Here is a 26,487-nt window from a genome sequence, read left to right as displayed (position 1 = left end):
ACAGCCGAGCAGCAGGACGTACCAAACGAGGGAGTTTGGTGGCCGACATGGACCCGAATCAGCCACCGATCAGCGGTGGGCGCATCGGTCATTCCGTGAATGGGGTGACGAACCGGGCAAGTAACCTGAAAACAGGCTAGCCGACTTGCTCGCGGGTGATGCCATATGGAACCCGGTCGGAAAGGGCGGCCGTGTACGTTCCAGGCTCATGACGGGTGACAATAATTCCATGCGTTCGGGCAAGCGCTGCAACACCCTGAAGTTCCTTCACGGCAGCATCGAGCCGTTCATTCAGAGCTTGTCGGCTCGTCACGTGAATTTCAATGGTGTCAATGTCGGTCGGCATCGAGTCCTGCTCTCATGTGTTCCATGGCTTCTTGCTGTCTTGGGCTTGCCGGCCGAGGTAGCCCACGGTTGGTTCAGGCCTCGCAGATCTGCACTCGACTCATAGTGAAGCGATGCCTGGCCTGGCATGTGGTGTCGGACGCAGGCACCGCACGTCCGCTCAGAACCTATGAGAATTGGCGGATCTTTTCAGCCACGTGGATAGCGTCTCCCTGCGGCGCCGTTGAAGCTCGATCTGGTTTTGCGACCAGGAGATATGCCAGACCCGATAGGGCCACCACGAGGAATCCGATCAATGCGATCCACTGGTCATACCAGGGCGCTTCAAGGCTCAAATCAGGTTTGGTAAGAACGACCATGCCAAATACCAAGTAGCACAGCGCCGCGATGTTAATCGTGAGGCCCCATCTCCCGAGGCTAAAGGGGCCAGCAGGCCGCCAGCCCTTCAAGCGTGCGCGTAGCGCGGCCGTTACGACTACAGCGAACGCACAATACCCGGCGACCATCTGGAAAGCAGCGATCCTGAACAGAGAATCCGGGGAGAAAAAGACGTAGGTCGTGATCAGAACTGGCAGAATGTTGATTACCAAGAGGGCGTTGACAGGAACATGCGAATTCTTGCCGGTCTTAGCGATGGCGTGGCTGCCTGGGAACATCCCGTCCCTGGCAAAAGAGAATACGAGCCGAGACGAGGCTGTCTGCTGCCCCATGACGCCGGCAAGGAAGGAGATCAGAATGACTACGAGGAAGATCTTCATGCCGACGGTACCGAGCGAACTCTGCAGAATGCTGGGGACGGGGTTGGCGTCCTCACCCGAGACGATCTCAGCGAGGTTCGGTGCAGCGAGCACATAGCCCACAAATGAGAAGACCGCCGCTGCGCCACCGATGATGACTGTCATTACCATCGCACGCGGAATGCTCCGTCCGGGATTAGGGGTTTCTTCCGCTACCTCGCCGCAGGCCTCGAAGCCATAGAACATGTAGAGGCCCACCAGGGACGCACCTAGGAACAATGCCAGGAAGGACCCGCCGCCGTCCGCGCCCATTCCACTAAAGAACACCGAGATGTCGTTCTTCCGCTGAAAAATAATGAGGTAAAGGCCGACGCCGATAATGCCGATAAGCTCCCCTGCGAGTCCAATTTGGCTGATCCGGGCCAAGGACTTGGAGCCGCGGAGATTAAAAAAGAGTCCGATGCCGATTACCCCGAGCGTGATTAACAAAGTCTGGATGGGGTTGGCCGTGACAGAGGGCTCGTCCGGTGTCCCAAAAAGGAGACTGGCGACGAAGCCAGAACTGAACAGCGCGGTGGTCGTGATTCCAACCGTGGTACCGCCAATATAAACCCACGACATCCACCACGCAGTGCGGCCATTCCACAGCCTTCTTGTCCATTGGTATAGTCCGCCCGCGAGGGGAAACTGAGACACGATTTCACCAAAGACCAGCGCGACGAGGAGCATACCGGCACCCACGATAAGGATCCAGAAAACCGAGAGTGGACCCGCCTTGGTCATTCCCAACGCGAAGAGCGCAACGACGCCGACCATGGGTGAGAGGTACAAAAAGCCTAAGGCAAAGTTGGCAATGAGGTTGATCTTGCGTTCAAACTTGGGCTCGTATCCTAGTGCTCGCAGATGATCATCGTCTCGATGCCTCAGTGATTCTGGATGTGACATTAGTAGGTTCCTTGAATAGAAAGTAGGCCGGCGCCTTGTGATCGTCGTTTGATGCCTGGAGTGACGTGAACGTGATTCGCGAATCAAACGCTCGCCTTTTGTTGCCGCCAGACTTGCGGCGGAAGGCTAGGTCACCGTCTAGGTAAGAGGCGGTTGAGTGATGATATTTTCACCTGTGGCATGGAAAGCAACGTCAGGTCTTATGTCGTTAGCCCAAACGTATTGATACTCGTTCGAGGCCTGCCCAGCAGGTGAGCTCCTACAGTTTGGGTCCAGGCGTGGAAGGATTGCACACTGGCAAGCGCTCATGCGTGGCGAAGTGTGACTCCGTCGAGGTAATGGAAGAGCGTTCTTTGGCCCGCCCGTTCAAGCCATACCCAGACGACGGTACCGTCCTCAGCAACGCAGTCCACGACTCCACGATCTGTTGTGGCGTCCTCCCCGCCAATCTCTATGCGCGTCCCCGGGGTGAGCTCATGCCAATCTGTGTGGCGCCTTTCACGATTTGACGAGGCTTCAGCTGTTGTTGAAACTTGCATGTTTGCTCTTCCGCTCACATCTGAGCTGGGCTAGTCGGTTGCGGTACACCCCGTCTGTCATGACGCGGTGACGCCGTTTCCGGCTGCGACACAGTGTTTTGGTTGTGCGCGTCGCAGCCGGAGTATGGCTTATCTGTAACATCAGCTACTTGCGTGCGGCCCATTCAAGCCCTTGCTTTGTCAGCAAGCGCACGTTGGGCTCGTCCAGGTCCTGCGGGCTGTGTCCAATGGAATGGAAGAAGACTCTCCCCGCACCCCAATTGCGCACCCAGGCCACGGGGCTTTTATGCCCTTCGATCCAGGGGAGATGCTCGCCGGAGAAGATAGTTTCAGCCAAGACGTGGTTGTTCGGGTCCACGTGCATGTAGTACTGCTCGGAGGCCACTTTGAAGTCGCCGACGCTCTTGGTGACTTCATGAGATGGATCCGTGATGGTCACTTCGTAAGGCTGTGGGTACGCTTCGCCCGCCGGATGTTCGATGAAGTCCCCTCCCAGCAGAAAGTGGTACTTCAGGCTGGCGCGGAAGGCTGCTGCTGCTCCGTGCCAGGCAGCGAATCCGGTCCCAGCCTGCACGGCTTCCAAGAGACGATTCTCCTGGGCGTCGCTCAAATCCTCGGTGGTCAATGCGTTGTTCCAACCGATAATGATGAGGTCATAGCCCGTCAAGTCACCATCGAGACGGAAGATGTCCTGCGTTTCCTCAACCTCAAAGTTCAGCTCGTTGAACAAACCACGCGCCCACTCGGCGATGACGTAGGGCGTGTGGCCCGGCCAGCCGCCGTATAAATAAAGTACCTTCGTCATGGAGCTCTCCTTGTTCTTTCCAGATCTTACGGAATCTGTACGCGGCCATTTCCAGGCGACGCCAACTATCCAGGCTAGTTTTTCCGGTGCCAGTCTGGAGCCCGGCAGGGCTCCCATTCGGCGCACCCGACGTATAACCCGGGGCGGAACCGCTGGTGCGGATTCGCCCCGGGACCGCGAAGTGAAACCGCACGCCGGCCTAGGGGGCCTAGATTAGAGGTGCTGCTCCCTGTCACGGAATTCGCGGTATTCGTCCTGGCGTTCATCCTCGATGTAGGCGGGAACCGGGAAGTCCCACCACCCCGGGACCCAGGGGCCAGCGGCGTCGCGGTCCGTTGGAATTTCCACGAGTGCCGGTTGGTTGGATTCGATGGCCTCGCGGAGGATGTCCTCCAGCTCATCAGGGGCGTTGACACGGTAGGACTTAAGACCAAATGCCTCGCCCAAAGCCTTGTAGTCGGGGGAGTACGGTGTGCCGTCAGGCAGGTTGAACTCAACACCGATGTGGCGGTCCGTCTGCTTTCGTTGGCCACCTCGGATCGACATGAACCCTGAGTTGTCCTGGACTAGGAAAACAACCGGAATGTTATTGGTCACGCACAATCCAATTTCCTGGGAAGTCATGAGGAAGTCACCATCGCCGACGATGCACACCACAGGCCGGTCGGGTGCCCCGAGTTTGGCACCGATGGCCGCCGGTACTGCCCACCCCATCGACGAGAAACCGCCGGAGGTCAGGTGGGTTCGCGGTTCATAGACGGGAAATGTCTGCTTCACCGCACCCTGAGCGTTGCCCGACCCAACAACAACAATGCCGTTCCGCGGCAGAACCTTACGCAATGCCCCCAGTGGACGTTGGAATGTGAAGGGGAACCGATCCGAGTCGCGGCGCGTAGCCAGCTTCGTTTCCCATTCAGCCTTCTTCTCGGCCAGCTCGGCCAAGTATTCTGCTCGCTCAGGAGTTGCTTCGGAGTCCAGCTCCGTATTGATGGCTGCAACAGCGTGGCGTGCGTCGGCAACGATCCCCACCTCGGCAGGATAGTTCTTGCCGATCTCCTGGGGGTCAATGTCAATGTGGATCAGTTTCCCCGGTGGGATGGAGAAGCTGACGCCCTGTGCGTAGCTCGACGCAGACCAGTCAGTAAACCGACAACCGATGGCGATAACAAGGTCAGAAGTGGAGGCCATGGCGTTGCCGGGGATGGTTCCGGTCTGGCCGACGCTTCCTGCGAAAAGGTCGTGGTCTTCAGGGAAGGCACTCTTGCCATTCCACGTCGTCACGACGGGAATGTTCCACTTCTCGGCCAGTGTAAGGACTTCATCCGTGGCATTTGCCGTAATCGTTCCACCGCCGACGACAATCACAGGCCTCTGGGCGTACTTGATCAACTCGCCTGCTGCGGTAGTGGCTGACGGATCCGGGAATGCCTGTCCCACCGGCAGGCGCTTTGCGAGATCGTGAATCTCGACGTCGGCGCGCTCGGCCTGGACGTCCATGGGAATTTCCACGTGCACCGGACCGGGACGGCCCGTAAGCATCGAACTAAACAGCCGCTGCATAATGAACGGCAGTTCCTCGACCCTGCTGACAGTCCAGTGACGCTTGGAGACGGCCTCGGCAACCTTGGGGAAGCTATTTGCGGTGAACCGCTCCAGTTCCTGAAGCAGGCCGTGACCTCGCATGTGTGTGGGCGGGCCTCCGGTGATTACAAGAACATTTGTGGAGTCGGTGTAGGCCGTTGCCATGCCTATGACGGTGTTGCTGGCGCCGGCTCCGATGGAAGTTACAGCAGCCATGGGCTTGCCTGTTACCCGGTAGTACCCATCGGCGATGTGCACTGCGCTCTGTTCATGGAACGTGTAGATGAAAGGTATCTTTGAGTCCTCGTCCAGGAAGGCGTCGGTCAGAGACCAAATACCGTGTCCTGGAATTCCGGCAACATATTCGACGCCGTAGGACTTAAGAGCCTGGGCGACGATTTGGCCGCCTGTCAGCTTAGTCATGCTTCCTCCGTAGTTGTTCGAGACAACCCATTCATTGATTTTGGTCCGTCTTCTAAGGGTTGAACACAGTTGGCGATGTAGCGGTGCCTGTCGGGCCGTGCCGATCCCTTAGCCAGGAGCGAAGTGCTTCCGGTATGTGCGCCTCGCCACAGCGTTTGATTGCTTCCACATTAGGGGGAGTTCTGGCATAGCACAACCAAAGGCATTCCTTCAATTCCCATAGCTTTAGTTTATGCCTTAAGTCCATAAGGTTTGCTTTTGGCATCTCTAACACTTAGGTCCGTTGTGCTATACAAACGACCTAATCTACGGTGTAAAAAAACGTCGGCTCTACGGCGTTGCCATTGATCATCAATCCTGTAGGAGAGCCCCATGGCCCGTCATCTGAAATCTGCAGCCGCACCGACCGACACAGACAGTGCCACCCCCGACGTCCGTGGGGTCGTAGAAGGCGTGATCGCGGACGTCCGGACGCGAGGAGACGCAGCAGTGCGCGAGTACTCCGAAAAGTTTGACAAGTGGGGCCCCGAGAGCTTCCGGCTGACAGCGGGGCAAATCGAAGAAGCGATCTCCCGTGTACCCGCGCAGACGTTGGAGGACATTCGGGAAGTCCAGGAAAACGTGCGCCGCTTCGCCCAGCTTCAAAAGGAGTCGCTTCGGGACTTCGAAGCAGAAGTTCAGCCAGGCATCATTCTGGGCCAAAAGAATGTCCCAATTAAAGCGGTCGGAGCATACGTTCCGGGCGGTCGCTACCCTCTTCTGGCTTCAGCCCACATGACCATTGTTACTGCCAAGGTGGCTGGTGTGGAAAGGGTTGTTGCTTGCACGCCACCCTCCCAAGGACAGATTCCGGATGCAACGGTGGCCGCCATGCACATGGCAGGCGCGGATGAGATCTATCTGCTGGGCGGAGTGCAGGCTATTGCCGCCATGGCGGTCGGAACCGAAACAATTCGAGGAGTGGATATGCTGGCGGGCCCGGGCAATGCTTACGTCGCCGAGGCAAAGCGTCAACTCTTCGGCGCTGTTGGGATTGACCTGTTCGCAGGACCGACCGAAGTACTCATTGTTGCTGACGAGACGGCTGATCCGTTCCTTGTTGCCGTTGATCTCCTCAGCCAGGCCGAACACGGTCCCGACTCGCCTGCCATCCTCGTGACAACGTCAGCTGAAGTCGGGGGGAAGACCATCAAGCACGTGGCTGAACTGCTGAAGAACCTTCCGACAGCAGCGATTGCGGACCCCGCCTGGCGGAACCACGGTGAGGTCATCCTTGCCGATTCCCTGTCAGAGGCCTTCGAAATTGCGGACGACTTCGCCAGCGAGCACGTTCAAATTCTCACAAGTTCTCCACGCGACGCTCTTGTCGCCATGACGAACTATGGCGCCTTGTTCCTGGGCGAAAACACCTGTGTTTCATACGGCGATAAGGTGATCGGGACGAACCATGTCTTGCCGACGCTGGGTGCCGCCCGCTACACGGGAGGCTTGTGGGTTGGGAAATACCTCAAGACCCTTACGTACCAGGAAGTAACGACCCTCGAGGCTAGCGCGCGGCTGGGCGAACTATGCGGTCGCGCCGCCCGCGCAGAAAACTTTGAAGGCCACGCCCGCTCAGGTGACCTGAGGGCCGCCCGGCTCGACAACTCCACGCCCGCATGGGCATGACGTCTGCCGAACCCGCGATAGCACACGTTGGTGACGCCGCCGTAGGGTCCTCCGCGGCGGCGTCACAGCCAACGACCCGTATCGAAACCGATCTCCTGGGCTCAGCCCATGTCCCGCTCGACGCGTACTGGGGCATCCATACGCAACGAGCCGTGGAGAACTTCAGCCTCGGCGCAGACAGGCTTGAGGCGTTCCCGGCCCTGGTTGCCGCATTGGCCCTGGTCAAGCAAGCCTGTGCCCGCGCTAACCAAGAATATGGCTTGCTCCCGCCGGGCGTGGGAAGTGCCATTGAATGGGCATGTGAACAGCTTCGCGACGGTCGCCACCTCGAACAGTTTCCCGTCGAAATGATTCAAGGAGGTGCCGGGACATCAACCAACATGAACGTCAATGAGGTCATCGCCAACTTGGCACTGGAACGGCTCGGTCTGGACAAAGGCACGTACGCGGTCGTCCATCCAAACGAGCAGGTGAACAAGAGCCAATCAACAAACGACGTCTACCCGACTGCTTTGAAGATCGCCATGATAACGAGCACTGATGTTCTTATTGCATCGCTGGACCGCCTCACAACATCGTGTGATCGAAAAGCCGCGGAGTTCGGCGACATTGTGAAGATGGGCCGCACCCAGCTGCAGGACGCAGTTCCCATGACACTGGGACAGGAATTCGAGACCTACGGCGTCACGTTGCGCCGTGATCGGGACCGCCTCCTGGAAGCAGCGGCCCATCTTCATGAAGTGAATCTCGGTGCAACAGCCATCGGCACCGGGATTACGGCACCTTCCGGCTTTGCAAGCTCAGTGGGACATCACTTACGCGAACTTACCGGCCGGCCAATGCGGACCTCAGACCACCTCATCGAATCCACGCAGGATGTCGGAACGTTCACTTTGTTCTCGGCGACGCTAAAGCGTCTGGCGGTCAAGCTCTCGAAGATCTGCAATGACCTTCGGTTGCTGTCCTCGGGACCACGATCGGGTCTTGGTGAAATCAATCTCCCGCCGCGCCAGGCCGGATCCAGCATCATGCCGGGAAAAGTCAACCCCGTCATGCCAGAATTCGTGAATCAAATTGCGTTTGAAGTAATCGGTTCGGACCTCACGGTCACGCTCGCGGCGGAAAGCGGGCAGCTGCAGCTCAATGCCTTCGAACCAATAATCGCGTACTCCATCTTTAGATCCATGGCCCATCTGAGTCGGGCGATGGATCTGTTGGCCGACTACTGCATAGATGGAATTACAGCCAACACAGAAACTCTCGCTGGGTATGTCGATGGCAGCATCTCCATCGTCACCGCACTCGTCCCGCAGATCGGGTACGTAGCTGCGACGGATATAGCAAACGAAGCACAACGAACAGGTGCCAGCGTGAAGACGCTGGTGCTGGAACTTGGGCTACTGACGCCGGAGGCGTTCGACGAGCTCATCCTTGCCCGGCCGAATCGTTGACCCTCATTGCGCGATGCGGCTGTTCGCTGCCTCGTTCCAATGAAGTGCCGGTCACACGGCGGGCCTCGGTGCTTTAGCCGCGACAAACTGAAGTCATCGAGCCCTGGCTACGAACCGTATCAAAACAGGAGAAAACACATGGGCTTCCTCGATCGCGTGGACCAGCAGCTATTGCCAGGGCTGACGGACATGGAGACAGTCCGGGCGCCGACATCCTCCGACCAGCTTCGGGCGTTTCGGCTTGAATACTCTCAACTTCTGCTCGAGCGTTCCAAAACAGTGGCTTCCATGGAGGACATCCGTCGCGAGGACCACCTGGTTATCCGACAGGGTGGCTCCGCCTCGCTCCTACTGCGGCGATACGCCCCAGTGGGGCTGTCCGGACCCAGTCCGGCAATCTATTGGATTCACGGCGGCGGAATGATCGTGGGCAGCGTTCAGGGCGATGACAACTACTGTGAGACGCTGGCCCAGGAAACCCAAGCCGTGGTGCTCTCCATTGAGTACCGGCTCGCTCCGGAAAACGGCCCAACAGCCCCGGTGGAGGATGCGTTCGCTGGCCTCCAGTGGGCGGTAGATCACGCCTCCCTTCTGAAAATTGATCCCAACAAAGTCGCTGTTGCCGGCGCCAGTGCCGGTGGCGGCATCGCGGCAGGAGTGGCGCTGCTCGCACGCGACCGTCAAGGCCCAGAGATCCGTTTTCAGCACTTGATGTACCCAATGCTTGACGACCGCGAAATCACAGTTTCGTCGCGGGAGTTCGCCGGAATCCCGAGCTGGAGCCGCGAGAATAATCGGTTTGCTTGGCAATGCCTTCTCGGGGCCTTATATGGGACGGACGAAGTTAGCCCCTATGTCGCGCCCGGCCGGATGACTGACCTCTCATGTCTGCCTCCAACGCTGATACAGGTCGGTGAGCTCGATACCTTCAGAGACGAGGACATCGACTTTGCCTCCAGACTGATGCAAGCAGGGGTACAGACTGAGCTTCACGTCTATCCTGCCGCGTACCATGCGTGGGACGTATACAACCCTGATGCACGTTTGACGGTTCAAGCTCACAGGGACAGAAACGCTGCCATCAGGCAGGCCTTGTGGACGTAGCCAGACTGTCATCCGGCCGGGCGCACATCCGTCCTAACAGCCGATCGAAGCCGCCGCGGCACCAGGGGATCCTGCAGCAGCGCAGAGGACGATTAGCACCGGAACAACAGGGAAATTCCTCGCGAACTCCTGACAAAAGCGCTCTTACTGATCCGAGCAATGGGCGACCGCGACCGCGGCACCTTCCTGACTCACCCATTGTGGCGGCCACGGGGGCCCTGGGGCAGTAAGGCGCTCCCCGAACATGCCGCCACGTTCCCACATACATACGAGCGCCTGGCGAATCCCGCGCCGGTCCCATTTTACCGCGGCTGAGTGGCCAGCCACAGCAGCCACAGCAGCCGCACCAGACGCGATAGAAGGAGAAGTCTTGAACGAAGCTGTCACCGCAACGGCACGGTCAGTTCCTGAATGCCCCGGAGGGGGAGCGAAACAGCAGGAGGTCGAGAGAGAATCTGTCTCGCACTCCATAATTTTCCATGATCCCTTCGAGGACAGCCCAGCGCAGAGTCAAATACCGAACGTGATTCAGTCAGGTGGCAGACGCAAGGACCATGCACGCGGCGGAGTTCGCGGTGCAAAACACAGGAAGGACAATGCCGACCGGGTGAGGGCGAAAGCCCAGGTGTCACGTGATTTGCTGTTGCTGGCTCACAGTGTTTCCGACCGATGAACCAAGATCCTCTGTGGATCAGATCAAAGCACTTCTAGCTGCTTCGGCTAGCGGAGTCTAACGACGGCGCCGCTGGACGCGGACTCTTCGGCAGCCAGCGCCACTCTGAGCGCCATCAGACCTTCTTCACCGGAAACCGCTGGCCGGCCGACCCCACGAACGGCCTCGGCGAACTTTTCAAGAATCACGACGTAAGGGTCCTCGTTTGAGTCGACAGGAAAAGCAGTGTTCCCCTCTGCGTTGGTCAGAGTGATCGCTCCGGACGAGTCTTGGGTCATGGCGTCGGTCACCTGCAGAGAACCGTTGGTCCCGTAGAGGTACAATGAGGTTTTCGCGTGCGGCATGGCAAATGAATCGATGGTTTGAGCAAGAACTCGGTCCCCGTTTTTATTCTCATACTCAATGAGGGTCATTGCAGTGTCGACGCCACCCTCGCGGTTCCATTCCGCCTGGTTGGCGGCCACGGCAGTCACCGCCGTGGGGATGCCCAGGAGGGGGTTGAGCACGGAAGCATCGTGGCAGGTAAGGTCCAGAATGACTCCCCGACCTGTTCCTGGTTCTGACAGACGCCAGCCGCGCAGTCGCGGATGAAGCAGACCAGCGTTGGAAATCTGGGCCGCCAGTATCTTTCCAATTGTGCCCGCAGCAACGACTTCCCGAATTTTGCGGTGCAGTGCACTCTGCGGCAGATGGTGGTTTATGGCAAGAACCAGCCCGCGTTCGTCGGCAAGTCTCACCATTGCGCCCGCCTCGTCAGCTGTCAGCGCCATGGGCTTTTCGCACAGGACGTGTTTGTCGGCCAGAAGAGCCATCCTGGCCTGGGGGTAGTGTTTTTCGTTAGTCGAGGAAATGTAGACGGCATCTATGTCCAACTCCAGCAACTGGCGGAGGTCCGTCGTGTGTGCGGGGACGGTGTTAGCTCGTGCGTAGTCTGCTGCGTGGCTGCTGGAGCCACTCATCACCGCGTGGACGGCCGCGCCTGAGGACCTCATCGCCGGAATCATGCGGGTGGCTGCAATGTCACTGGCCCCAATCAGTCCCCACTTGATCATGTTGTGCTGCTCTTCAGTCATTTGCGTTGTCTCCCTGCCTAAGAGCGGTTCGCTCAGGCGTCAGCGTGTCCTGGTTGGGCCCTGCCGGAGCTGGAGCGGAGCTGATGGGACGTGTCGATTGGGAGAAGCCGATGGCTACGGCAACGCCGGCAAGGACGATGAGCAGTGCAGAACGAATGCCGTTGTGGTCCCCCAGAAGTCCGAGCACGGGCGGCCCGACCAGGAAAGCGATATACCCGGCCGTCGCCACCGCACTGACGCGGGCAGCTGTACCATTCGGATCATCTCCGGCCGCTGAGAGGCCCAAAGGGAATCCCAACGCAACACCAGCGCCCCAAAGTCCTACTCCGACCATCGCCAGGGCCGGTGTGGATCCAAAGATGACCAGCAGGAGACCCGCCGCAGCAAACAAGCCCAATCCCTGCAGAGTCTGACGTCGCCCAAATCTGGCAACTAAACGGGCGCCCAGCATACGGACCAAAGTCATCAAGCCAGCGTAAACGGCAAAGCCAAGCGAGGCATGGAACTCGCTTATTCCATAGCCGTCGACCAAAGCCAACGGGATCCAGTCGTTGCCCGCGCCTTCCGCGAATGCCATCCCCATGACAACGACGCCCAAGATCATGGTTCGAGGCTCGCGCCAAACTTTAACCCGGCCGCTAGCGGAGCCGGTGGCTTTGGGCGAGCGAGGCTCGACTCCCGTACCTGCCGCCACCAATCTCACCGCTGCAGCAGTACCGGCAATTACCAGCGCCCCGGTCATACCCAGGTGAAGCAGAACAGGCGTGCCCGCAAACACTGCGCCCGCTCCCAGCCCGGAGCCTACTAACGTGCCAATGCTGAATGCGGCATGGATGGCAGGCAGGCATGTTCTGCCAACATGGCGTTCCAGTGCGGCCCCTTCAACGTTCAGTGCCACTTCGAGCAACCCAAACCCGGCACCCGTAATCGACAGCCCTATGAAGGCGAGCCAGCCTAATGCGAGCTCAGTTCCGGCACCAGCTGCGATAAGACCCGCACCGATGCAAATGGCACCAGCTAGCATTCCTGTCCGTCCGCCCCATCTGGCGACCACACGACTCGCCACCAGAAGGCCAGCAACTGATCCCACCGAAATGCCGAAGATGATCCAGCCCATCTCACCGACCGTAAGATCCAGGGCAGCCCTGATGGATGGTGTGCGCGTAATCCATGCTGCTTGCCCTGCCCCTGTCAGGGCGAATACCACAAACAGGGCATTGCGCCACAGACGAGGACTCACGTGTGGGTGGCTGAGAAGCATTAATGTTCCTTTTGGCTCGAGAGAAGTCTTAACGGCCACTTGGGGCGCTGAGGTACGTTGCTGGGCGCAACAAAGCCAAACCGACTGCGGATCCATTCGTCAGGCAGATCGGGAGTCCTGGCAAGGCTGGCGGGGGTTCGCTTCGCTTTCGTCCCCGGCCGGGGGCTCACGGCAAGTCATGCGATGAAGCGCCACGGCAATTTTCACGTGATTGCTTCATTTGCGCAAACCCGTTAAGCCCGAAATATCACGTTTCCTTGGGTTTCGCGAAAGCTAGGCTTATACGTGACATCTACTTGTCCATTCAGCTGAATATTCTCGAACGTCCAATTCAATTCATGAGGAAATACCTCAGAACGGAGTTTGTTCACATCAATGGTCTAGGGTTGCGTGTCGGTTTGCGCTACTTGGCATAGGATGGGCTTATGACACTTACGCAGCTCCAGGCGTTTCTGGCCGCTGTTCGCCACGGTTCATTCAGCGCGGCAGCGCGCGAACTGGACATCTCCCAGCCTGCGATCTCCGATCTTGTACGGCGGCTCGAGGCCGAACTGGGCGCTTCCCTGTTTATGCGCGGGGCTCGCAGACTGCTTCTGACGGCGGCTGGTGATGAACTGCTCCCGTTCGCGGAGCAATCGGTGGTTGCGGCCGAGGGCGGCGCCCAGGCCGTAAAGTCGTTGACCACCCTTGAGGGCGGAACTGCTACATTCGGGCTGCTGCGAAACGCCGACTATTACCTGTTGTCGAATCTTGCCAAGGAGTTTCATGCAAAGCACCCGAAGGTCAAGATCAGGCTAGTCGGACTAAACTCAGCGGAAACGGCCGAAGCCGTCCTCGCCGGAGACCTTGAGGCCGGCCTTATTGTGCTGCCGGTGGTCCTCAATGGCCTCAAGGCGATTCCTCTGGTGCGGGACGAGATTGTCCACGTCACTAATGACAAAGAAGTCCTGCAGGCAGGCCCAACAACAATCGAGTCCTTCGCTCAGCGTCCGCTTATTCTCTACGATGCGCATTACGCCCAGCGCGACCCCACACGGCGGCAGGTCACTGAACGAGCAGAGACCGCCGGCTTGACGTTGACGCCTCAAATCGAGGTAGAGCAGGTGGAGTCCGCTCTTGCACTGGTGTCCGACGGCATTGGTGACACTTTCACTTGCCGTGCGGTTGCTGCCAGCCCAACTTTTCCCAAGGATCTAGGCGTCGTGCCGTTTGACCCACCGCTTTATGACACGATTGCGCTCGTCAAGAAGGAGGGGCATACTCTTTCAGCCGCAACGGGTGAACTGGCAAAGCTGGCCAGAATGACGCTATTGAGCATGGCTCAGTCGGGCAATGGGACGTGGCAGCCCGTGGAGCGCTCAAAGGGCTGATCATCCTCACACACGTCACTTTGTTGACGCGGCCGCCGGCATCGGGGCATGGGGAAGCGCAGCTTCATCGCGTCGATGGCTGCGGTAGATCGCCTCAAGGGTGAACATTGAGCTGGAGAAGCTATGCCCCTCGACCATGGCACGACTTGCTAATCCCATGGCCTCTCGGCCTTCCACGGGCAGCCGGAGGATGTACTCGATCTTCCGTGCGAATTCTCGCCTGTCACCGGGTGTGAAAAGGAAACCGTTCACGCCTTCGCGCACCAGATGGGGCAAAGCGAGGGCATTCGCCAAGACCAAGGGCTTGGATGCCGACATAGCCTCGAGCGACACCAACGACTGCAGGTCAGCGGTACCTGGCATGGCGAACAGCGTAGACCGAAGGTAGGCAAGTCGAAGTTCCTCCTCGTCTACGAAACCGAGGAATGTCACCCTGTCGCTGATTCCAAGACGGCCCGCCTGTAGCTCCAGAGCAGGCCTAAGCTCTCCAACTCCCACAATTTCAAGCCGCGCATCCAGTTCGTCGGGCAGCTGAGCGAAGGCGTCAAGGAGTTCGTCAACGTTCTTTTCCTCAGCCAGACGCCCTACAAACAAGATAATCGGATGGTCCGGGTTTTCGAGCTGCTCGCCGGAGGCTCGTTCGTAGCGTTCTGCTGCGATGCCATTGGAGACAGGTACAACAGTGCGCGAGAACCCATGCCTGTACATCGTCTCAGCTGACTTGGAAGTCGGCGTCGTAATGACGTCTGCCTTACCAAGTACCTTGTCCATATCCCGCCAGGAATTGCGGGCCACAATCTTGAGGAACCACTTCGGGAATGGAAGAAATGGATTCATATTCTCTGGCATGAAGTGATTAGTCGCAATAAGGCGGGTGCCGTTCCTAACTGCTTCTTTGACGACTGCTCCACCGACCATGTAGTGGCATTGCACGTGGGCCACGTTGGGGGCAACTGTCCCGAAAATTTTGCGAACGTCGCGCCTAATCTGCCAAGGGACGCATATCCGCAGAGTAGGGTGCGTTGGAGCTGCATGGGATCTGAGACGGTGGACCGTGATCCCGTCCTCCCGCGCGGTCACGGTGGGTCCACTGGAACTGCGCGCAGCGATCACGTGCACAATGTGGCCCCGCGCTTTCATACCCATGGCGAGTCGATGCGTCGAGACTGCTGCCCCGTTGATGTCTGGCGGGTAGGTGTCCGCAGCAATCAGTATGGTCAAGGGCTCGTCTTCGGCAAGCGGATCCAAACTTAACTCCTTGGTGATATTGCGCCGATCGATGGATGCAAGCGCGCACGAATCGAGGGACGTTCCGGTGCCTCTTGCGGGCCGGGCTAACTTGTCTTATCCGGCTGAAGGACGCTTGAGATCCAGAGACAAATGCCGGCCAGCAGGAAAAGCCAGATGGTATCCGGTTGGGCCCTCCCGCTGGCAATAATGTCCATTCCGGCGACTGAAGCGAAGGCCGCGAGCACTAAGCAGCTCACGCGGGCCACGCTCGTCGGCGGCAGCTCTTCCCCTTTGAAGTGCCACATTGTCTTCCCACTTTCATTGGGGCCGACGGCTTCCCGGCGGCCATGCTTAACTGCCTAAGAGTCTGAAGCTGTCGAGGGATACGCGGCCTCCGCTGAATGCCTGCTACCCCTCGCCGGTGAGAAAATACTATCAGCTTGTCTTTAGGCTTGCTCCCAAGCCATAAGAGATTCTTGTGGGATCTAAAGGAATTGAGCCCTTTATCGTCGGAGGACATCCTCGAGCAAGGGCCCGGGACTAAACGTCAGGGACTTCCCCTTATCCAGTAGCCGCTGGAGCTATTTTCGTCGTTACGGGACCTGTAGATGCCCGGACGTGCAAGGTGGTGGGAAGTAAGATGCTCCCTACTGTTTCCCCGGCGACGCTTTGAATGATGGCTTCAGCCGCGCGCCTGCCTTTGTCCACCAGGGGCTGGCCGACGGTAGTAAGTCCGGCGGCCGCCGACTCGGGGAGATCATCGAATCCAATTACCGACACGTCATCGGGAACTGTCTTCCTCATGGTCCTCAATACTTTCAGGGCCGACAGGGCGAGGACGTCTGTGGTTGCAAGTACCGCAGTCAGATCGTGACGGTCAAGGAGCCTCTCAGCAGCTTTTCGGCCTTCATCAAACAGGAAGCCACCGGCTTCGACGACTGGTACCTCCGACGGAATCAACCCCACGCGGCGGAACGCAGAATAGTAGCCGTCCAGCCGTGCTCTGGCAACCCCATCCTCAGCATTTCGGATGCGGCTTTGGGAGGCGAACCCACGAGATCCGTCCGGCCGGAGCCTGTCGACCAGAATACCTATCCGCCGATGGCCAAGTTCCAGCAAATGCTCGGCGGCCTTCTGCGCGGCGTCTTTGTCATCTATACCAACGAAGGGAATACCTTCAATCCTGGGAGAGTCGATAATGACACAAGGCAGGCCACGGTTGAGGACGCTCGTTACAGCCGAGTGGTCATCGGGCAGGCTGTAGATGAGGAATCCATCTACGACGCTGCGCTGGACAGCGGGCCATACGTCCTCAACTACGGGCGCCCCCCTGTGGCCGTTAGCCCTGCGGGGGACCGCTTCGCTGCCCGACGGCAGCAATGCCAAAGACACGTTCGCCATTTGGCTGACCTGCGCGATACCGCGGAGAAGCAGCACGGTGGCCGGGTCCTCGAACGCATAGGACAACGAGTCGGTGATGAGCAGACCAAGCGAGCCGACACTACCCGACCGTAAGCTACTGGCACCCGGGTGCGGACCGGAGTAACCCAGGTCCTGGGCTACGCTGAGGATCCTTGTGCGCTGGTCGGTTGAGAGTTTGTCCGGCCGGTGATAGGCGTTGGAAACGCTCGCCGCGGAAACCCCGGCCGCCACGGCCACGTCTTTCATGGTCACCAATCGGTGTCCTCCTAGCTATTGTCCGCAGCGCAAGTCAACGATCCGTGACGGGGTGGCAGACGAACCATTATACAAACTCGCCGGCTTCGGCCCCGCCGACGCCGGTAATCATGGCGACGATCTCCTGGGGCGTCGTAGTCGCGACGTCTCGGCGTCCAACCAGTTTGCCCCGGCGGAAGACGTAAATCGTATCCATGAGATCAAAGACCTGACGGAGGTTATGGCTGACGAGAACGACGCCCGTTCCTGCCTGCTTGAGTCCTCGAATAATGTCTTCGACTTGGCCTGTCTCCCTGACGCCGAGGGCGGCAGTGGGTTCATCAAGGATGATCAGCTTGGACCCCCAGCCCGAAGCTCGCGCAATGGCAACGCCCTGGCGCTGGCCGCCCGACATGCCGCGGATGCGTCCAGACAAACTCGGGATCCTCACGCCTACCTCGTCCAGCAATTCATGGGCACGCTTGCGCATTGCCTTGCGGTTGAGGATCGAAAGTCCTCCTAGCTTCAGGTGGAACAATTCACGGCCCATGAAGAGGTTGTCAATGACATCCAAGTCGTCGGCCAGGGACAGATCCTGATATACGGTTTCGATTCCTACTCCACGGGCTTCCAGCGGAGACCTGAAGTTGCACTCGGCGCCGTCGAACATTATTGAGCCTCCGTCGGGTCGCTCTGCCCCAGAGATCATTCGAACAAACGTCGATTTCCCTGCGCCATTGTCACCGACAACGGCAGCGTGCTCGCCGGGCATGAGCTGAAGATCCAGTTCGGACAGAGCTATCACTCCGCCATAGTGCTTTTCGAGGTCCGTGACCCTAAGAAGGGGTGCAGTTGCGACGTTCATTGGGGTATACCGTTCTTTCGTGATTAGCGTGACGCCGGATTTTAGCGGGATCGTTTCATGTGCCGGTAGCGCTCTACGCTGACGGCCAGCAAGATCAGCAGGCCGGTAGCCGCGGGCTGCCAGTAGGGAGAAACGCTCATGATGTTCAGGGCGTTAGACATCACGCCCAGCAAAAGAGTTCCAACGATCGTCTGCCCGATTCCGCCAGCACCCCCGGTAAGGGGCGTTCCACCAACGACTACTGCGGCAATTGCAAGCAGCGCCCAGGTTGCCCCTGCTGACGGCTGACCGGTGTTGGACTGCGTGACCAGCATCAGGCCACCTGCTGCGGCAAGAACGCCGCCGATGGCGAAGGCCGTAATGACGACGCGGTCCACGGCAACTCCCGAGCGCCTCGTTCCCTCACGGTTTGAACCAACCGCGTACATCAACTTCCCAATCAGGGTGAAGCGTAGGAGGGCCCAGCACGCAACGGCGGCCACGATAAACACGATAACTGTCGACGGGACAAATCCAACTCGGTAGAAGCCGAAATCGCTCCACGTGTCAGGCAGCCCAAAAACAGGCTTCGCCTCGGTCTGTATGAACAGGACCCCTTGGACGATCGCCTGCATACCCAAGGTGGCAACGAACGGGTTAATGCCCATTTTTGCCACCAGGAAACCGTTGATCAGGCCGGTTCCAAGTCCCACGACCAGGCCGGCGATGATCGCCAGAGGTAGTCCATATTCGATCGACAGGGCGCCGGCCAAAACACCTGAGGCCGCGGCGACGGCGCCGACTGAAAGGTCAAATCCGCCAGCGATGATCATCAGTGTCATCCCACAGGCGACCACCCCAATGATGGCGTTCTGCTGCAGGATGTTGATCAGATTTTCGGGCCTGCGGAACTCCGGGGAGACGATGCTCATCACAATGACGCCCAGAACCAGGACGGCAACCATTGTGTACTTGAATGCGCTGTCCGAGGCGAGCCAAGCCCCTAGCGTCGGACGCGTCGTCGCAGCCGACAGTTCGGCGGCTGAACCGCGTGTAGTTGCTTGAGGCATTTCGTTCTCCTGCTGTCCTCGGTCGAAAATGTGTACGCTCACGAGCCCGGCGAGATGCGGGGATCGGCGGCAGTTCTGACCAGTTTCGGCCAAAACAAAGTAAATCGTATTACCGATGCATCGATGATGCCCGTCACATCTCCAGACTGTCAATAGGGGTAAACCTATGGGTATCCCAAGGAAAAGCATTAGGCCGAGACCCTTGACAGGGACCTGTACCCCGGCCCAGTCTTGTAAATGCATTTACCGAACGTTTCCAATCGCCGGGTGGTCGGCGCAAGCGCGGAACGAAGGTCTAGGGAGAGCGAACAATGAAAAGAACCATCAAACTCTTAGCGGCGATTATTGCCGTCGCGCTGGCTTGTCTGGGTGTCTCGGCATGCAGTCAGGCGGGACCAGCTGGGACGACGACGTCCGGCACAGAAAAGCCCAAGATCGGTTTTATGGCCTATGACATCGGTTTGGACCCCTTCGTGGCGGTCATGGTCGACGAAGTCAAGAAACAGGCCGACGAGATGGGCGTCGACCTCGACGTCCGGAACGGCGGAGGCGATCTCAACAAGCAGATCTCGACCGTCCAAGAATTCGTCACGGCGGGCAAAGACGCCATCATCGTCTACCCGGGAGATCCAGAAGGTATCGGACCGGCTGTTAAAGCGGCAGACCGGGCGGGAATTCCTGTGTTCACGGTGAATCTCGGTCTCGAGAAAAGCATCCCTATAAAGGGGTTTGTTGGGGCCGACGACAAGGACTACGGCCGCAAGCAAGGCCAAATGCTTCTTCAGGCGATTGGCGAGGAAGGCAACGTGGGTTTGGTCATGGGCGCCCTCGGAACATCCGCTCAGATCCTCCGCACGGAGGGACTGAAGGAAGTTCTCGCATCGCATCCGAACATCAAGATTGTCGAAGAGCAGTCAGATGGCTGGCAGGCGGAGAAGACCGTCGCTCTTACCCAGGACTGGGCTAACAAGCATCCTAAGGGCGAACTTGATGCTGTCGTAGTCCAGGGACCCGAAGCCATGGGCGCCATCACCTGGGCCCACGCAAATGGCCGCTCAGAGATCAAATGGATCCTCGGAGACTACCCGACGGAACTCAAGGAACCCATTACAGACGGCAGAGTCTTCGGCACCGTCAGCCAGGACCCGGCCGAACAGGGCCGTGAAGTACTAAAAGCCGCATACGAGTGGCTCCGTGGGGATAAGAGCAAGGTGAAGCCCGAGATGTTCACGCCGCTGCCACTCGTCACCAAGGAGAACGTAGCCACCATGGAGCCCGTCTTCGGACTCTGAGTAGCTGATCGAGTCGGTCTAGATGTGACACAACGCTGGCTAGGTTGGACGGCGGAGTCGCCGTCCAACCTAGCTTCGGGGGTTTCAGAGCTCCTATTGCACAAACGCTTTCAAAAAGCACCCGAATAAGGAGAAGTAGAAGTGCCAGAAATTTCAACCGCTTTACGCCCCGGATCAGTCCTCGAGGCCCAAGGCTCAACCATCGAAACGGATATTCTTATCATCGGTTCGGGGATGGGCGGTGGAACACTCAGTTGGGCACTCCGGAATTCAGGTCGCCAGGTCCTGGTCGTCGAGCGCGGCGACTTTTTGCCCCGCGAACCGGAGAACTCCCAGCCGGAAGCCATGTACCTGGATAAGCGATACAGCAATGCAGAAGACTGGTACGACGGCAGCACAGGGAAGCCTTTCCGACCCGGTGTCTACTACTGGGTCGGCGGCAACACAAAGTTCTATGGGGCCTGCCTTCCCCGCTTCCGGCGTGAAGACTTCGAAGAGACTGCCCACCATGATGGAAGCTCTCAGGCATGGCCGTTCGACTACGACACCATTGAGCCTTTTTACGCGAAGGCCGAAGAGCTCTTTCAGGTGCACGGAAGACTGGGTGAAGACCCGACAGAACCCCACCACTCAACGGAATATCCGTCTCCGGCCCTGGAGCACGAGCCGACGATTGAACGCTTCGCCTCCAAACTGCGCCAACAGGGCCTGCATCCCTTTCACATGTCCAACGGCATGAATCTCAACTCCATGGAGGAGCGTCGGGCGGACACTATTTCCGACGGGGCACCATCGGAATCGGGCGTGAAGAGTGAGGCAGAAAACCGGGCCCTCCGTCCGGCCTTGCAGTCAGAGAACGTCAGCCTGCTCATCAACGCCAAGATCACCAAGCTGATCACCAGCCCCGACGGTGGCACCGTCGTGGCTGCTGAAGCAACACTCGGCAGTCGGAAGCTCCGAATTAATGCCAAGCAATTCGTCGTGTCAGCCGGCGCCGTAAACTCAGCCGTCCTGCTCCTGAACTCCGCTAACGAACAGCATCCGAACGGACTCGGCAACTCCTCCGGCCTGCTGGGGCGAAACTACATGGTGCATAACAGCACATTCTTTATGGGTGTCAATCCGATCCGCCGCAACCCGACTGCATGGCAAAAAACGCTCGGATTGAACGATTGGTATGTTGCGGGGAAGAGCAACCCCTACCCGCTGGGCAACCTTCAAATGCTGGGAAAGCTTCAGGCCCCAATGGTCAAGGCTGCCAGGTCCTGGGCGCCGCTCTGGGCATTGAAAATGGTGACCGACAGAAGCCTGGACATATATCTGACCACCGAGGACCTCCCCGACCCCAACAACCGTATACGGGTCGAGGATGGGAAGATCATAATAGATTGGAAGCCGAACAACATTGCACCCCATGAGGAGCTTGTCCGCCGGATTTCAAGGGCGGTGAGGAAGGCCGGATATCCCATCATTCTGACCGAACGAATGGGCATCGCGACAAACTCCCACATGTGCGGTACCGCCGTGGCAGGCTCAGATCCGGCCACCAGCGTCCTGAATGAGAACTGCAGGAGCCACGACCTCGAAAATCTCTGGATCATTGACGGTTCGTTCTTCCCGTCGTCTGCAGCCTTGAATCCCGCGTTGACCATCGCTGCAAATGCGTTGCGGGTCGCTCCGATAATTGCTCACAGCTAATAGAACTTTGTGCGCTTACGCGGCGTCTAAGTCCCCCGGACCAAAACTTGGCGTGCCTAGCGCCGGCGCCCTGATCGGTCGGCCGGGTGTGGAGCTGTTAGGAGGGCTCACCCGGCCCACCTACGGCTAAAGTCCCTCAGCTGTTGCCGCGTTGTCTGCCTGAGAATTGAGCGTCCGCGAAGCGCTGACAGCTGCCCTAACGCCTACAAGGACCCCTAGGTCGTACTGGTGGTTCACGCGCCGGGATCGGTGTTCATTGGAGGTAGCGGAAGGCTGTCCAGACCGGGCTGAAAACCTTGCATCCGCTGGCGTGCCACGCCCCGAAGGTGGGGAGCACATTGCGGCCTGACTTTCCTGCACCAACGACAAGAGGATTCATGGAATCTTTTCCCATGGCTTTTGCCCTTATCTCCAATATGAACCCCGAGAGCCGCAGCGCCCTACCTAAAGCGCCAACAGAAGCGCTTCGCAGCTGCGCGGGGTCAGCCAAGCTGTCGCACCTCCGGGGAAGGTTGGCGAACTTCCTCCACAGAGCAGCCTGGGCAATCGAAGTGGAGTAAGAACAGACGCTCCACGGCATCGCTAGAAGCAGGCTGGTGATACTCGCTGATCGTTCCCAGCCAAGGCGGAGGCTGAGCGTTCGCACGAACATGGGCCTCGTGAAATCCGCCCCCCGCCGCTCCGAGCCGACTACGCGGCAATATAGGCTCCGCAGGCTCCAGCCCCAAGCGTTACATGACGCCGAGCGTTGCGGTGCCCCACCCCAGACACTTGCCCTTCGCGAATACCGAATGCGTAGGGCCCAACCGCTTGCGGCAGTGTCGTCAGGTAGCTGAGATGGGTAATTCCAATACAACTCCATTGGGTGCGGTCAAGCTTCGGACTGATCGCGGGATCCCCGGGCCGCTCAAAGATTGCCCACAACTGAAGCTCATCGCCGTGCCGGGACGTGAAGGTGCCACCGTCGACCGCAGTTGATTCGTAGAGCCACCGCTGTGCAGCTTCGTCGATTTGGCCTTCGCGCAGCCTGGCAGGTGGCACGTCAACCAGCTGCGGGTTCATGCCTTGGAACCATGCCTGGACCACAACCTTGGAGTCACTCTCGGCCAGTAGCGCCGCGACATGATAGGAGTGCCGCAGCCGAGTCATCACCTCCGTGGAGGGTTTCCGTTCATCGTCGGCCCATTGCCGTACCGCGCGGGGATTCCTTGACCGAAGTGGTCCTTTTCCTATTTATTCGCTGATGATTCTGGTTGCGTCACCTGGCCTGCGGGCACTCCTCCAGTCAAAGGTGCTACGCACAAGCCGCCGCAACACCCCTTCGCATGTGCCATCCCAAAGACAAGCTAACAGACCCGCGAAAACACAAAAAACGCCTGTGGACGGGTTCTCTCATCTGTTTGAACTCGTCCTACCTGAACGCCGTTAACGAGCCTTCCGTCAAGCTAACGCCGCTTCGGCCACGGCCGTGATGGCCGTGACGGCCGTGCCGATAGGGGAGCGGTTCACTCCAGTTTGGCGTGGCGCAGGTACTGGTAGACGGTCACCCTGCTGATTCCATATTCACGGGCAAGGAGAGCTTTCGGAACACTGCTGCCGGCGCGCTGGACCAGGTCGGCGGCCCGGTCTGGGGTGAGGGTCTTTTTCCGTCCTTTGTAGGCGCCGCGCTGCTTGGCCAGGGCGATGCCTTCTCTTTGGCGTTCCCTGATGAGTGTGCGTTCGAATTCGGCGAAGGCTCTCATGACGGCGAGCATGAGGTTGGCCATGGGGGAGTCCTCGCCGGTGAAGAGCAGGCTCTCTTTGATGAACTCCACCCGCACGCCTTTTGCGCGTCAGCCCTGGACGAGGGCGCGCAGGTCGTCCAGGTTGCGGGCGAGCCGGTCCATGCTGTGCAAGACCACGGTGTCCCCGTCGCGGGCGAACCGGAGCAGTTCCTTGAGCTGTGGTCTGGCGGTGTCTCTGCCGGAGGCCTTGTCTGTGACACGAAGTCTCCCCGCCTCAGCAGATCGCAAATCAGACGATGACGATCTGCACTGTTCTCGATTGCAGCAACCTACACAATGACGATGGATTCATTCGCAACTAAAGTCCTTTCCGGGACCCAGGGGGTCGCCACGGCTGAGCGACCGTCAGCCGTCTGGGACATCATCAATGCATGCCGCCGAGTCGTACCGATCCAACATACACAGCCGGGGTGGGCGTCCCGGAAGAAGGTGCGGCTGCCGGCACCCTACACGAGTCTCCCATTGATTTGCGGCCGGTGCGCGAGCTTTGAGAGGGGCAGGATTTGATTGGGTCCAGAGCTCAGGCAGTGGATGAGAGCTTCCGGTGATCTGAAGAGATGGCCCTGGAGCCCAATTTTTGCGGCTGCACGGATATTCTCGGCCCGATCGTCGACGAATAGCGCCTGCCTGGGTTCAATGCCTAGCTCGTTGAGGCACCATTTGTAGGCATCAGGGTCAGGTTTCGCGAAGCCCATGTGGTGTGAGAAGGCCCGGACCTCGAACAAGTCCAGCCACCTATGGCGTGCTATGTAGTGGTTAGCGATCTCGTACGGAATGTTAGACAAAATAGCCAGCCGCGTGGTCGCTGAAAGCTCTTCGAGGAGCTCAATCATCCGATCATCCACCATCGCCCAGCTCGCAACGTCGTGGGCGATGAGATCATGTTTTTGAACAATGTTGAAAGTCGTGTTCAGTCGCTCAGCAACCGACGTCCAATAATGCAATCCCGTGACATCCCCGCGATCATAGGGAGGGCGAAGTGCCCAGTAGGCCGCCCAGAAATCAGCCTCCGGCACCGAAGCTGTCACCACAAGTCTGGACCTGCTTGCCTGGCTTTGGTTATCGGCGATCACACCAAACATGTCAAAAATGAGTACGTCCGGCGTGCGGGTCATCCGTTCGCAATGGGGCCCCATTGTCTCCGCAAGCCCCACCCTAGGAGGACCAGTTCGTGCGGAAGTCGTTGTAGAGTGTCAGGCCGCCGTCGACGTAGAGGGTTTGTCCCGTAATATAGGCGGCATCGTCACTCGCGAGAAATGTGAATGCGCCCGCAACCTCTTCGCTGGAAGCGGATCGGCCAAGCGGGATGTGACTCTCGACTTGTGCCCGTTTATCGGCGCTCTCGACCCAAGCCGCATTTAGTGGGGTGCGAGTTGCCCCTGGAGCCACCGAATTGATTCGGATGCCGCGATCGGCGTACTCAAGTGCCAGTGTGCGAGTTAGGTTCCCCAGCCCGCCCTTACTTACGGAATAGGCCAAGTATTCGGGCTTCGGTACCATTTCGTGGTTCGAAGAGTTGTTTACAATCACGCCTGACCCCTGGTCCAAGAAGATCTTTACGGCTTCACGACTGCATAAGAAAACGCCCCGCAAGTTGACGGCGAGCACCGCGTCGAAGTCATCGGTACTAAGCAGGTGGCTTGGACTGTGCCAATTGATGCCCGCGTTGTTAACGAGGACATCCAATCCGCCCATCAGGGCGCGCGCCTGGGCGAATGCCGCCGCTACCTCTTCCTCATCGGCAACGTTGAGTCGCAGATAATGGACACGGTCGCCGCCCCCCAGCTTTTCGACCGCTTCATTCAACGCGGCGTCGGCAGCGATGTCGGTAATAGTGACGCTGGCCCCCTCCTCGAGAAACCGTTTGGCGACTGCATGTCCGATGCCTTGTGCTGCGCCCGTAATTAAGACCTTCTTGCCGTCCAGACCCTTCATTAGGTTCTCCTGCCTTTGTTGTTGTGAGGTGACGCGATGCCATGGCGGAGCCGCGTCCGCCGTCAGATATAGAAGATTCCAAAATTAAACCTTTTCCAACGGTCGGTCCAGGTCGGCCAGCGCGGACTACACGACGATTACTTCGACGCCATCATGATGGAGGCGCTGTCGGAGTTCATGTGGTGACGAATCGTCAGTCACGAGTACGTCGATGGACGATAGCGGACAAACAACCGCCATCGCAGATCGGGAGAACTTCGCCCCTTCGGCGACCAGGACAACCCGCCGCGCCGCCGCAATCATCGCTCGCTTAACCGCAGCGTCTTGAAGGTCGTGAGCCATTATCCCGTCCTCCAAGGAGGCTCCGCAGCAAGTCAGAATGGCTGTATCGAAACGGAGTGACTGCAAGGACGCCTCCGCCAAGGGGCCGATGAACGAACCCTCGGCCACCCGAACGCTGCCGCCGGGCAACACGAGATTGACGCTCGTGCTACCAGCCAATTGTGCAAGAGCTTGAATCGAAAACGGCGCCACGGTCAGGCGCCGATGATGCAGCCGTCGGGCCACGGCGGCTCCCGTGGTGCCGCTGTCAACAGCGACTGCCTCTCCGTCTTTGATCAGGGCGGCGACGGCCACTGCCATATGGTCTTTCACTTCAGCTGAATCCATTTCGCGCATTGCGAAGGGCAGCCCTTCCCCCCGCGTCAGGACACTGACCGCACCCCCGCGGACACGTCGTAAGACGCCCGTCTCGGCGAGCTCCTCAAGATCCCGGCGAATCGTCACACCCGAAATGCCCAGTTCGCCGGCCAGCTCCGCGACCACAACACGGCCGTCGCGCTGGAGCTGCCCGAGAATATGCCCATGCCTTTCAGTTACGTTCATGCGATAAACATACATCACGCATGACCAAATGAAAGTTAAGTATGACCGTTCCAGTCCAGATTGCCGTGGAAAATGGCCTCTCAAAGCTCTGAAGGCGTATGGGCGCCAGGTTCGGGGC

At 58.8% G+C, this 26,487-nt stretch carries 20 protein-coding genes and 1 pseudogene; 6 read left to right on the top strand and 15 right to left on the bottom strand.

All coding sequences use genetic code 11. The features are described from left to right. Positions 1-136 precede the first annotated feature (136 nt). The 4 genes from NG698_RS19405 to NG698_RS19390 form a co-directional block, all read right to left on the bottom strand. Positions 137-346: a hypothetical protein gene (locus NG698_RS19405; protein ID WP_252611777.1), complete on the bottom strand. Its 210-nt coding sequence runs from the start codon at positions 344-346 to the stop codon at positions 137-139. Positions 347-512: 166 nt separating this feature from the next. Continuing rightward, the gene (locus NG698_RS19400) at positions 513-2,027 is read right to left on the bottom strand and encodes an APC family permease (RefSeq protein WP_252611775.1); all 1,515 of its coding nucleotides are present in this window, start codon (positions 2,025-2,027) and stop codon (positions 513-515) included. 684 nt (positions 2,028-2,711) lie between these two features. After that, positions 2,712-3,371 carry a ThuA domain-containing protein gene (locus NG698_RS19395; protein WP_252611773.1) on the bottom strand — a complete coding sequence of 220 codons (660 nt, stop codon included), beginning with the start codon at positions 3,369-3,371 and terminating at the stop codon, positions 2,712-2,714. 213 nt (positions 3,372-3,584) lie between these two features. Then, positions 3,585-5,375 (bottom strand): thiamine pyrophosphate-binding protein, encoded by a 1,791-nt coding sequence (locus NG698_RS19390; protein ID WP_252611771.1) that lies wholly within the window; start codon positions 5,373-5,375, stop codon positions 3,585-3,587. A 372-nt stretch (positions 5,376-5,747) separates the two neighbouring features. Here NG698_RS19390 and hisD point away from each other — a divergent pair, with 372 nt between their 5' ends. The 3 genes from hisD (at position 5,748) to NG698_RS19375 (ending at position 9,598) form a co-directional block, all read left to right on the top strand. Beyond that, the gene (hisD, locus tag NG698_RS19385; RefSeq protein ID WP_252611769.1) at positions 5,748-7,043 is read left to right on the top strand and encodes a histidinol dehydrogenase; all 1,296 of its coding nucleotides are present in this window, start codon (positions 5,748-5,750) and stop codon (positions 7,041-7,043) included. Then, positions 7,040-8,494: an aspartate ammonia-lyase gene (locus NG698_RS19380; protein ID WP_252611767.1), complete on the top strand. Its 1,455-nt coding sequence runs from the start codon at positions 7,040-7,042 to the stop codon at positions 8,492-8,494. Before hisD ends, NG698_RS19380 begins: the two co-directional genes overlap by 4 nt. 138 nt (positions 8,495-8,632) lie before the next feature. Beyond that, positions 8,633-9,598: an alpha/beta hydrolase gene (locus NG698_RS19375; protein ID WP_252611765.1), complete on the top strand. Its 966-nt coding sequence runs from the start codon at positions 8,633-8,635 to the stop codon at positions 9,596-9,598. A gap of 720 nt (positions 9,599-10,318) precedes the next feature. Here the strand turns inward: NG698_RS19375 and NG698_RS19370 are convergent. Both NG698_RS19370 and NG698_RS19365 read right to left on the bottom strand, forming a co-directional pair. After that, entirely contained in the window at positions 10,319-11,344 is a 1,026-nt protein-coding gene (locus tag NG698_RS19370; RefSeq protein ID WP_252611763.1) for a Gfo/Idh/MocA family protein, read from the bottom strand. Continuing rightward, positions 11,337-12,605, bottom strand: coding sequence for an MFS transporter (locus NG698_RS19365; RefSeq protein ID WP_252611761.1), 1,269 nt, complete (start codon positions 12,603-12,605; stop codon positions 11,337-11,339). Before NG698_RS19365 ends, NG698_RS19370 begins: the two co-directional genes overlap by 8 nt. A gap of 425 nt (positions 12,606-13,030) precedes the next feature. Between NG698_RS19365 and NG698_RS19360 the strand changes: the two genes are divergently transcribed. After that, a complete protein-coding gene (locus tag NG698_RS19360) occupies positions 13,031-13,975 on the top strand; it encodes a LysR family transcriptional regulator (RefSeq protein ID WP_252611759.1) in 945 nt (314 codons plus the stop codon). Positions 13,976-13,990: 15 nt separating this feature from the next. Here the strand turns inward: NG698_RS19360 and NG698_RS19355 are convergent, their stop codons facing one another. The 4 genes from NG698_RS19355 to NG698_RS19340 form a co-directional block, all read right to left on the bottom strand. Then, complete coding sequence (locus NG698_RS19355; RefSeq protein ID WP_252611757.1) at positions 13,991-15,223, bottom strand: glycosyltransferase; 1,233 nt, start codon at positions 15,221-15,223, stop codon at positions 13,991-13,993. Between the two features lie 543 nt (positions 15,224-15,766). Then, positions 15,767-16,873 (bottom strand): substrate-binding domain-containing protein, encoded by a 1,107-nt coding sequence (locus tag NG698_RS19350; protein ID WP_252611805.1) that lies wholly within the window; start codon positions 16,871-16,873, stop codon positions 15,767-15,769. 76 nt (positions 16,874-16,949) lie between these two features. Further along, a complete protein-coding gene (locus tag NG698_RS19345) occupies positions 16,950-17,726 on the bottom strand; it encodes an ATP-binding cassette domain-containing protein (protein WP_252611754.1) in 777 nt (258 codons plus the stop codon). Between the two features lie 41 nt (positions 17,727-17,767). Further along, positions 17,768-18,868: an ABC transporter permease gene (locus NG698_RS19340; protein ID WP_252611752.1), complete on the bottom strand. Its 1,101-nt coding sequence runs from the start codon at positions 18,866-18,868 to the stop codon at positions 17,768-17,770. A 218-nt stretch (positions 18,869-19,086) separates the two neighbouring features. Here NG698_RS19340 and NG698_RS19335 point away from each other — a divergent pair, with 218 nt between their 5' ends. Both NG698_RS19335 and NG698_RS21840 read left to right on the top strand, forming a co-directional pair. Continuing rightward, the gene (locus tag NG698_RS19335; protein WP_252611750.1) at positions 19,087-20,067 is read left to right on the top strand and encodes a sugar ABC transporter substrate-binding protein; all 981 of its coding nucleotides are present in this window, start codon (positions 19,087-19,089) and stop codon (positions 20,065-20,067) included. A gap of 141 nt (positions 20,068-20,208) precedes the next feature. Continuing rightward, positions 20,209-21,765: a GMC oxidoreductase gene (locus NG698_RS21840; RefSeq protein WP_252611748.1), complete on the top strand. Its 1,557-nt coding sequence runs from the start codon at positions 20,209-20,211 to the stop codon at positions 21,763-21,765. A 690-nt stretch (positions 21,766-22,455) separates the two neighbouring features. Here NG698_RS21840 and NG698_RS19325 read toward each other — a convergent pair. The 5 genes and pseudogenes from NG698_RS19325 to NG698_RS19305 all read right to left on the bottom strand — a co-directional run bounded on the left by NG698_RS19325 (position 22,456) and on the right by NG698_RS19305 (position 26,369). Beyond that, positions 22,456-22,827, bottom strand: a complete 372-nt coding sequence (locus tag NG698_RS19325; RefSeq protein WP_252611747.1) for a hypothetical protein — start codon at positions 22,825-22,827, stop codon at positions 22,456-22,458. Between the two features lie 443 nt (positions 22,828-23,270). After that, positions 23,271-23,777 (bottom strand): annotated as a pseudogene (locus NG698_RS19320) (recombinase family protein). Between the two features lie 218 nt (positions 23,778-23,995). Further along, entirely contained in the window at positions 23,996-24,664 is a 669-nt protein-coding gene (locus NG698_RS19315; protein ID WP_252611745.1) for an HAD family hydrolase, read from the bottom strand. A 40-nt stretch (positions 24,665-24,704) separates the two neighbouring features. Beyond that, positions 24,705-25,484, bottom strand: a complete 780-nt coding sequence (locus tag NG698_RS19310; protein ID WP_252611743.1) for an SDR family NAD(P)-dependent oxidoreductase — start codon at positions 25,482-25,484, stop codon at positions 24,705-24,707. Between the two features lie 126 nt (positions 25,485-25,610). Beyond that, the gene (locus NG698_RS19305) at positions 25,611-26,369 is read right to left on the bottom strand and encodes a DeoR/GlpR family DNA-binding transcription regulator (RefSeq protein WP_252611741.1); all 759 of its coding nucleotides are present in this window, start codon (positions 26,367-26,369) and stop codon (positions 25,611-25,613) included. Positions 26,370-26,487: the final 118 nt, after the last annotated feature.

Origin of the sequence: Pseudarthrobacter raffinosi, assembly GCF_023913735.1 — a bacterium.
Classification (GTDB): Bacteria; Actinomycetota; Actinomycetes; order Actinomycetales; family Micrococcaceae; genus Arthrobacter; species Arthrobacter raffinosi.
This window is presented reverse-complemented; position numbering and strand designations above follow the sequence as displayed.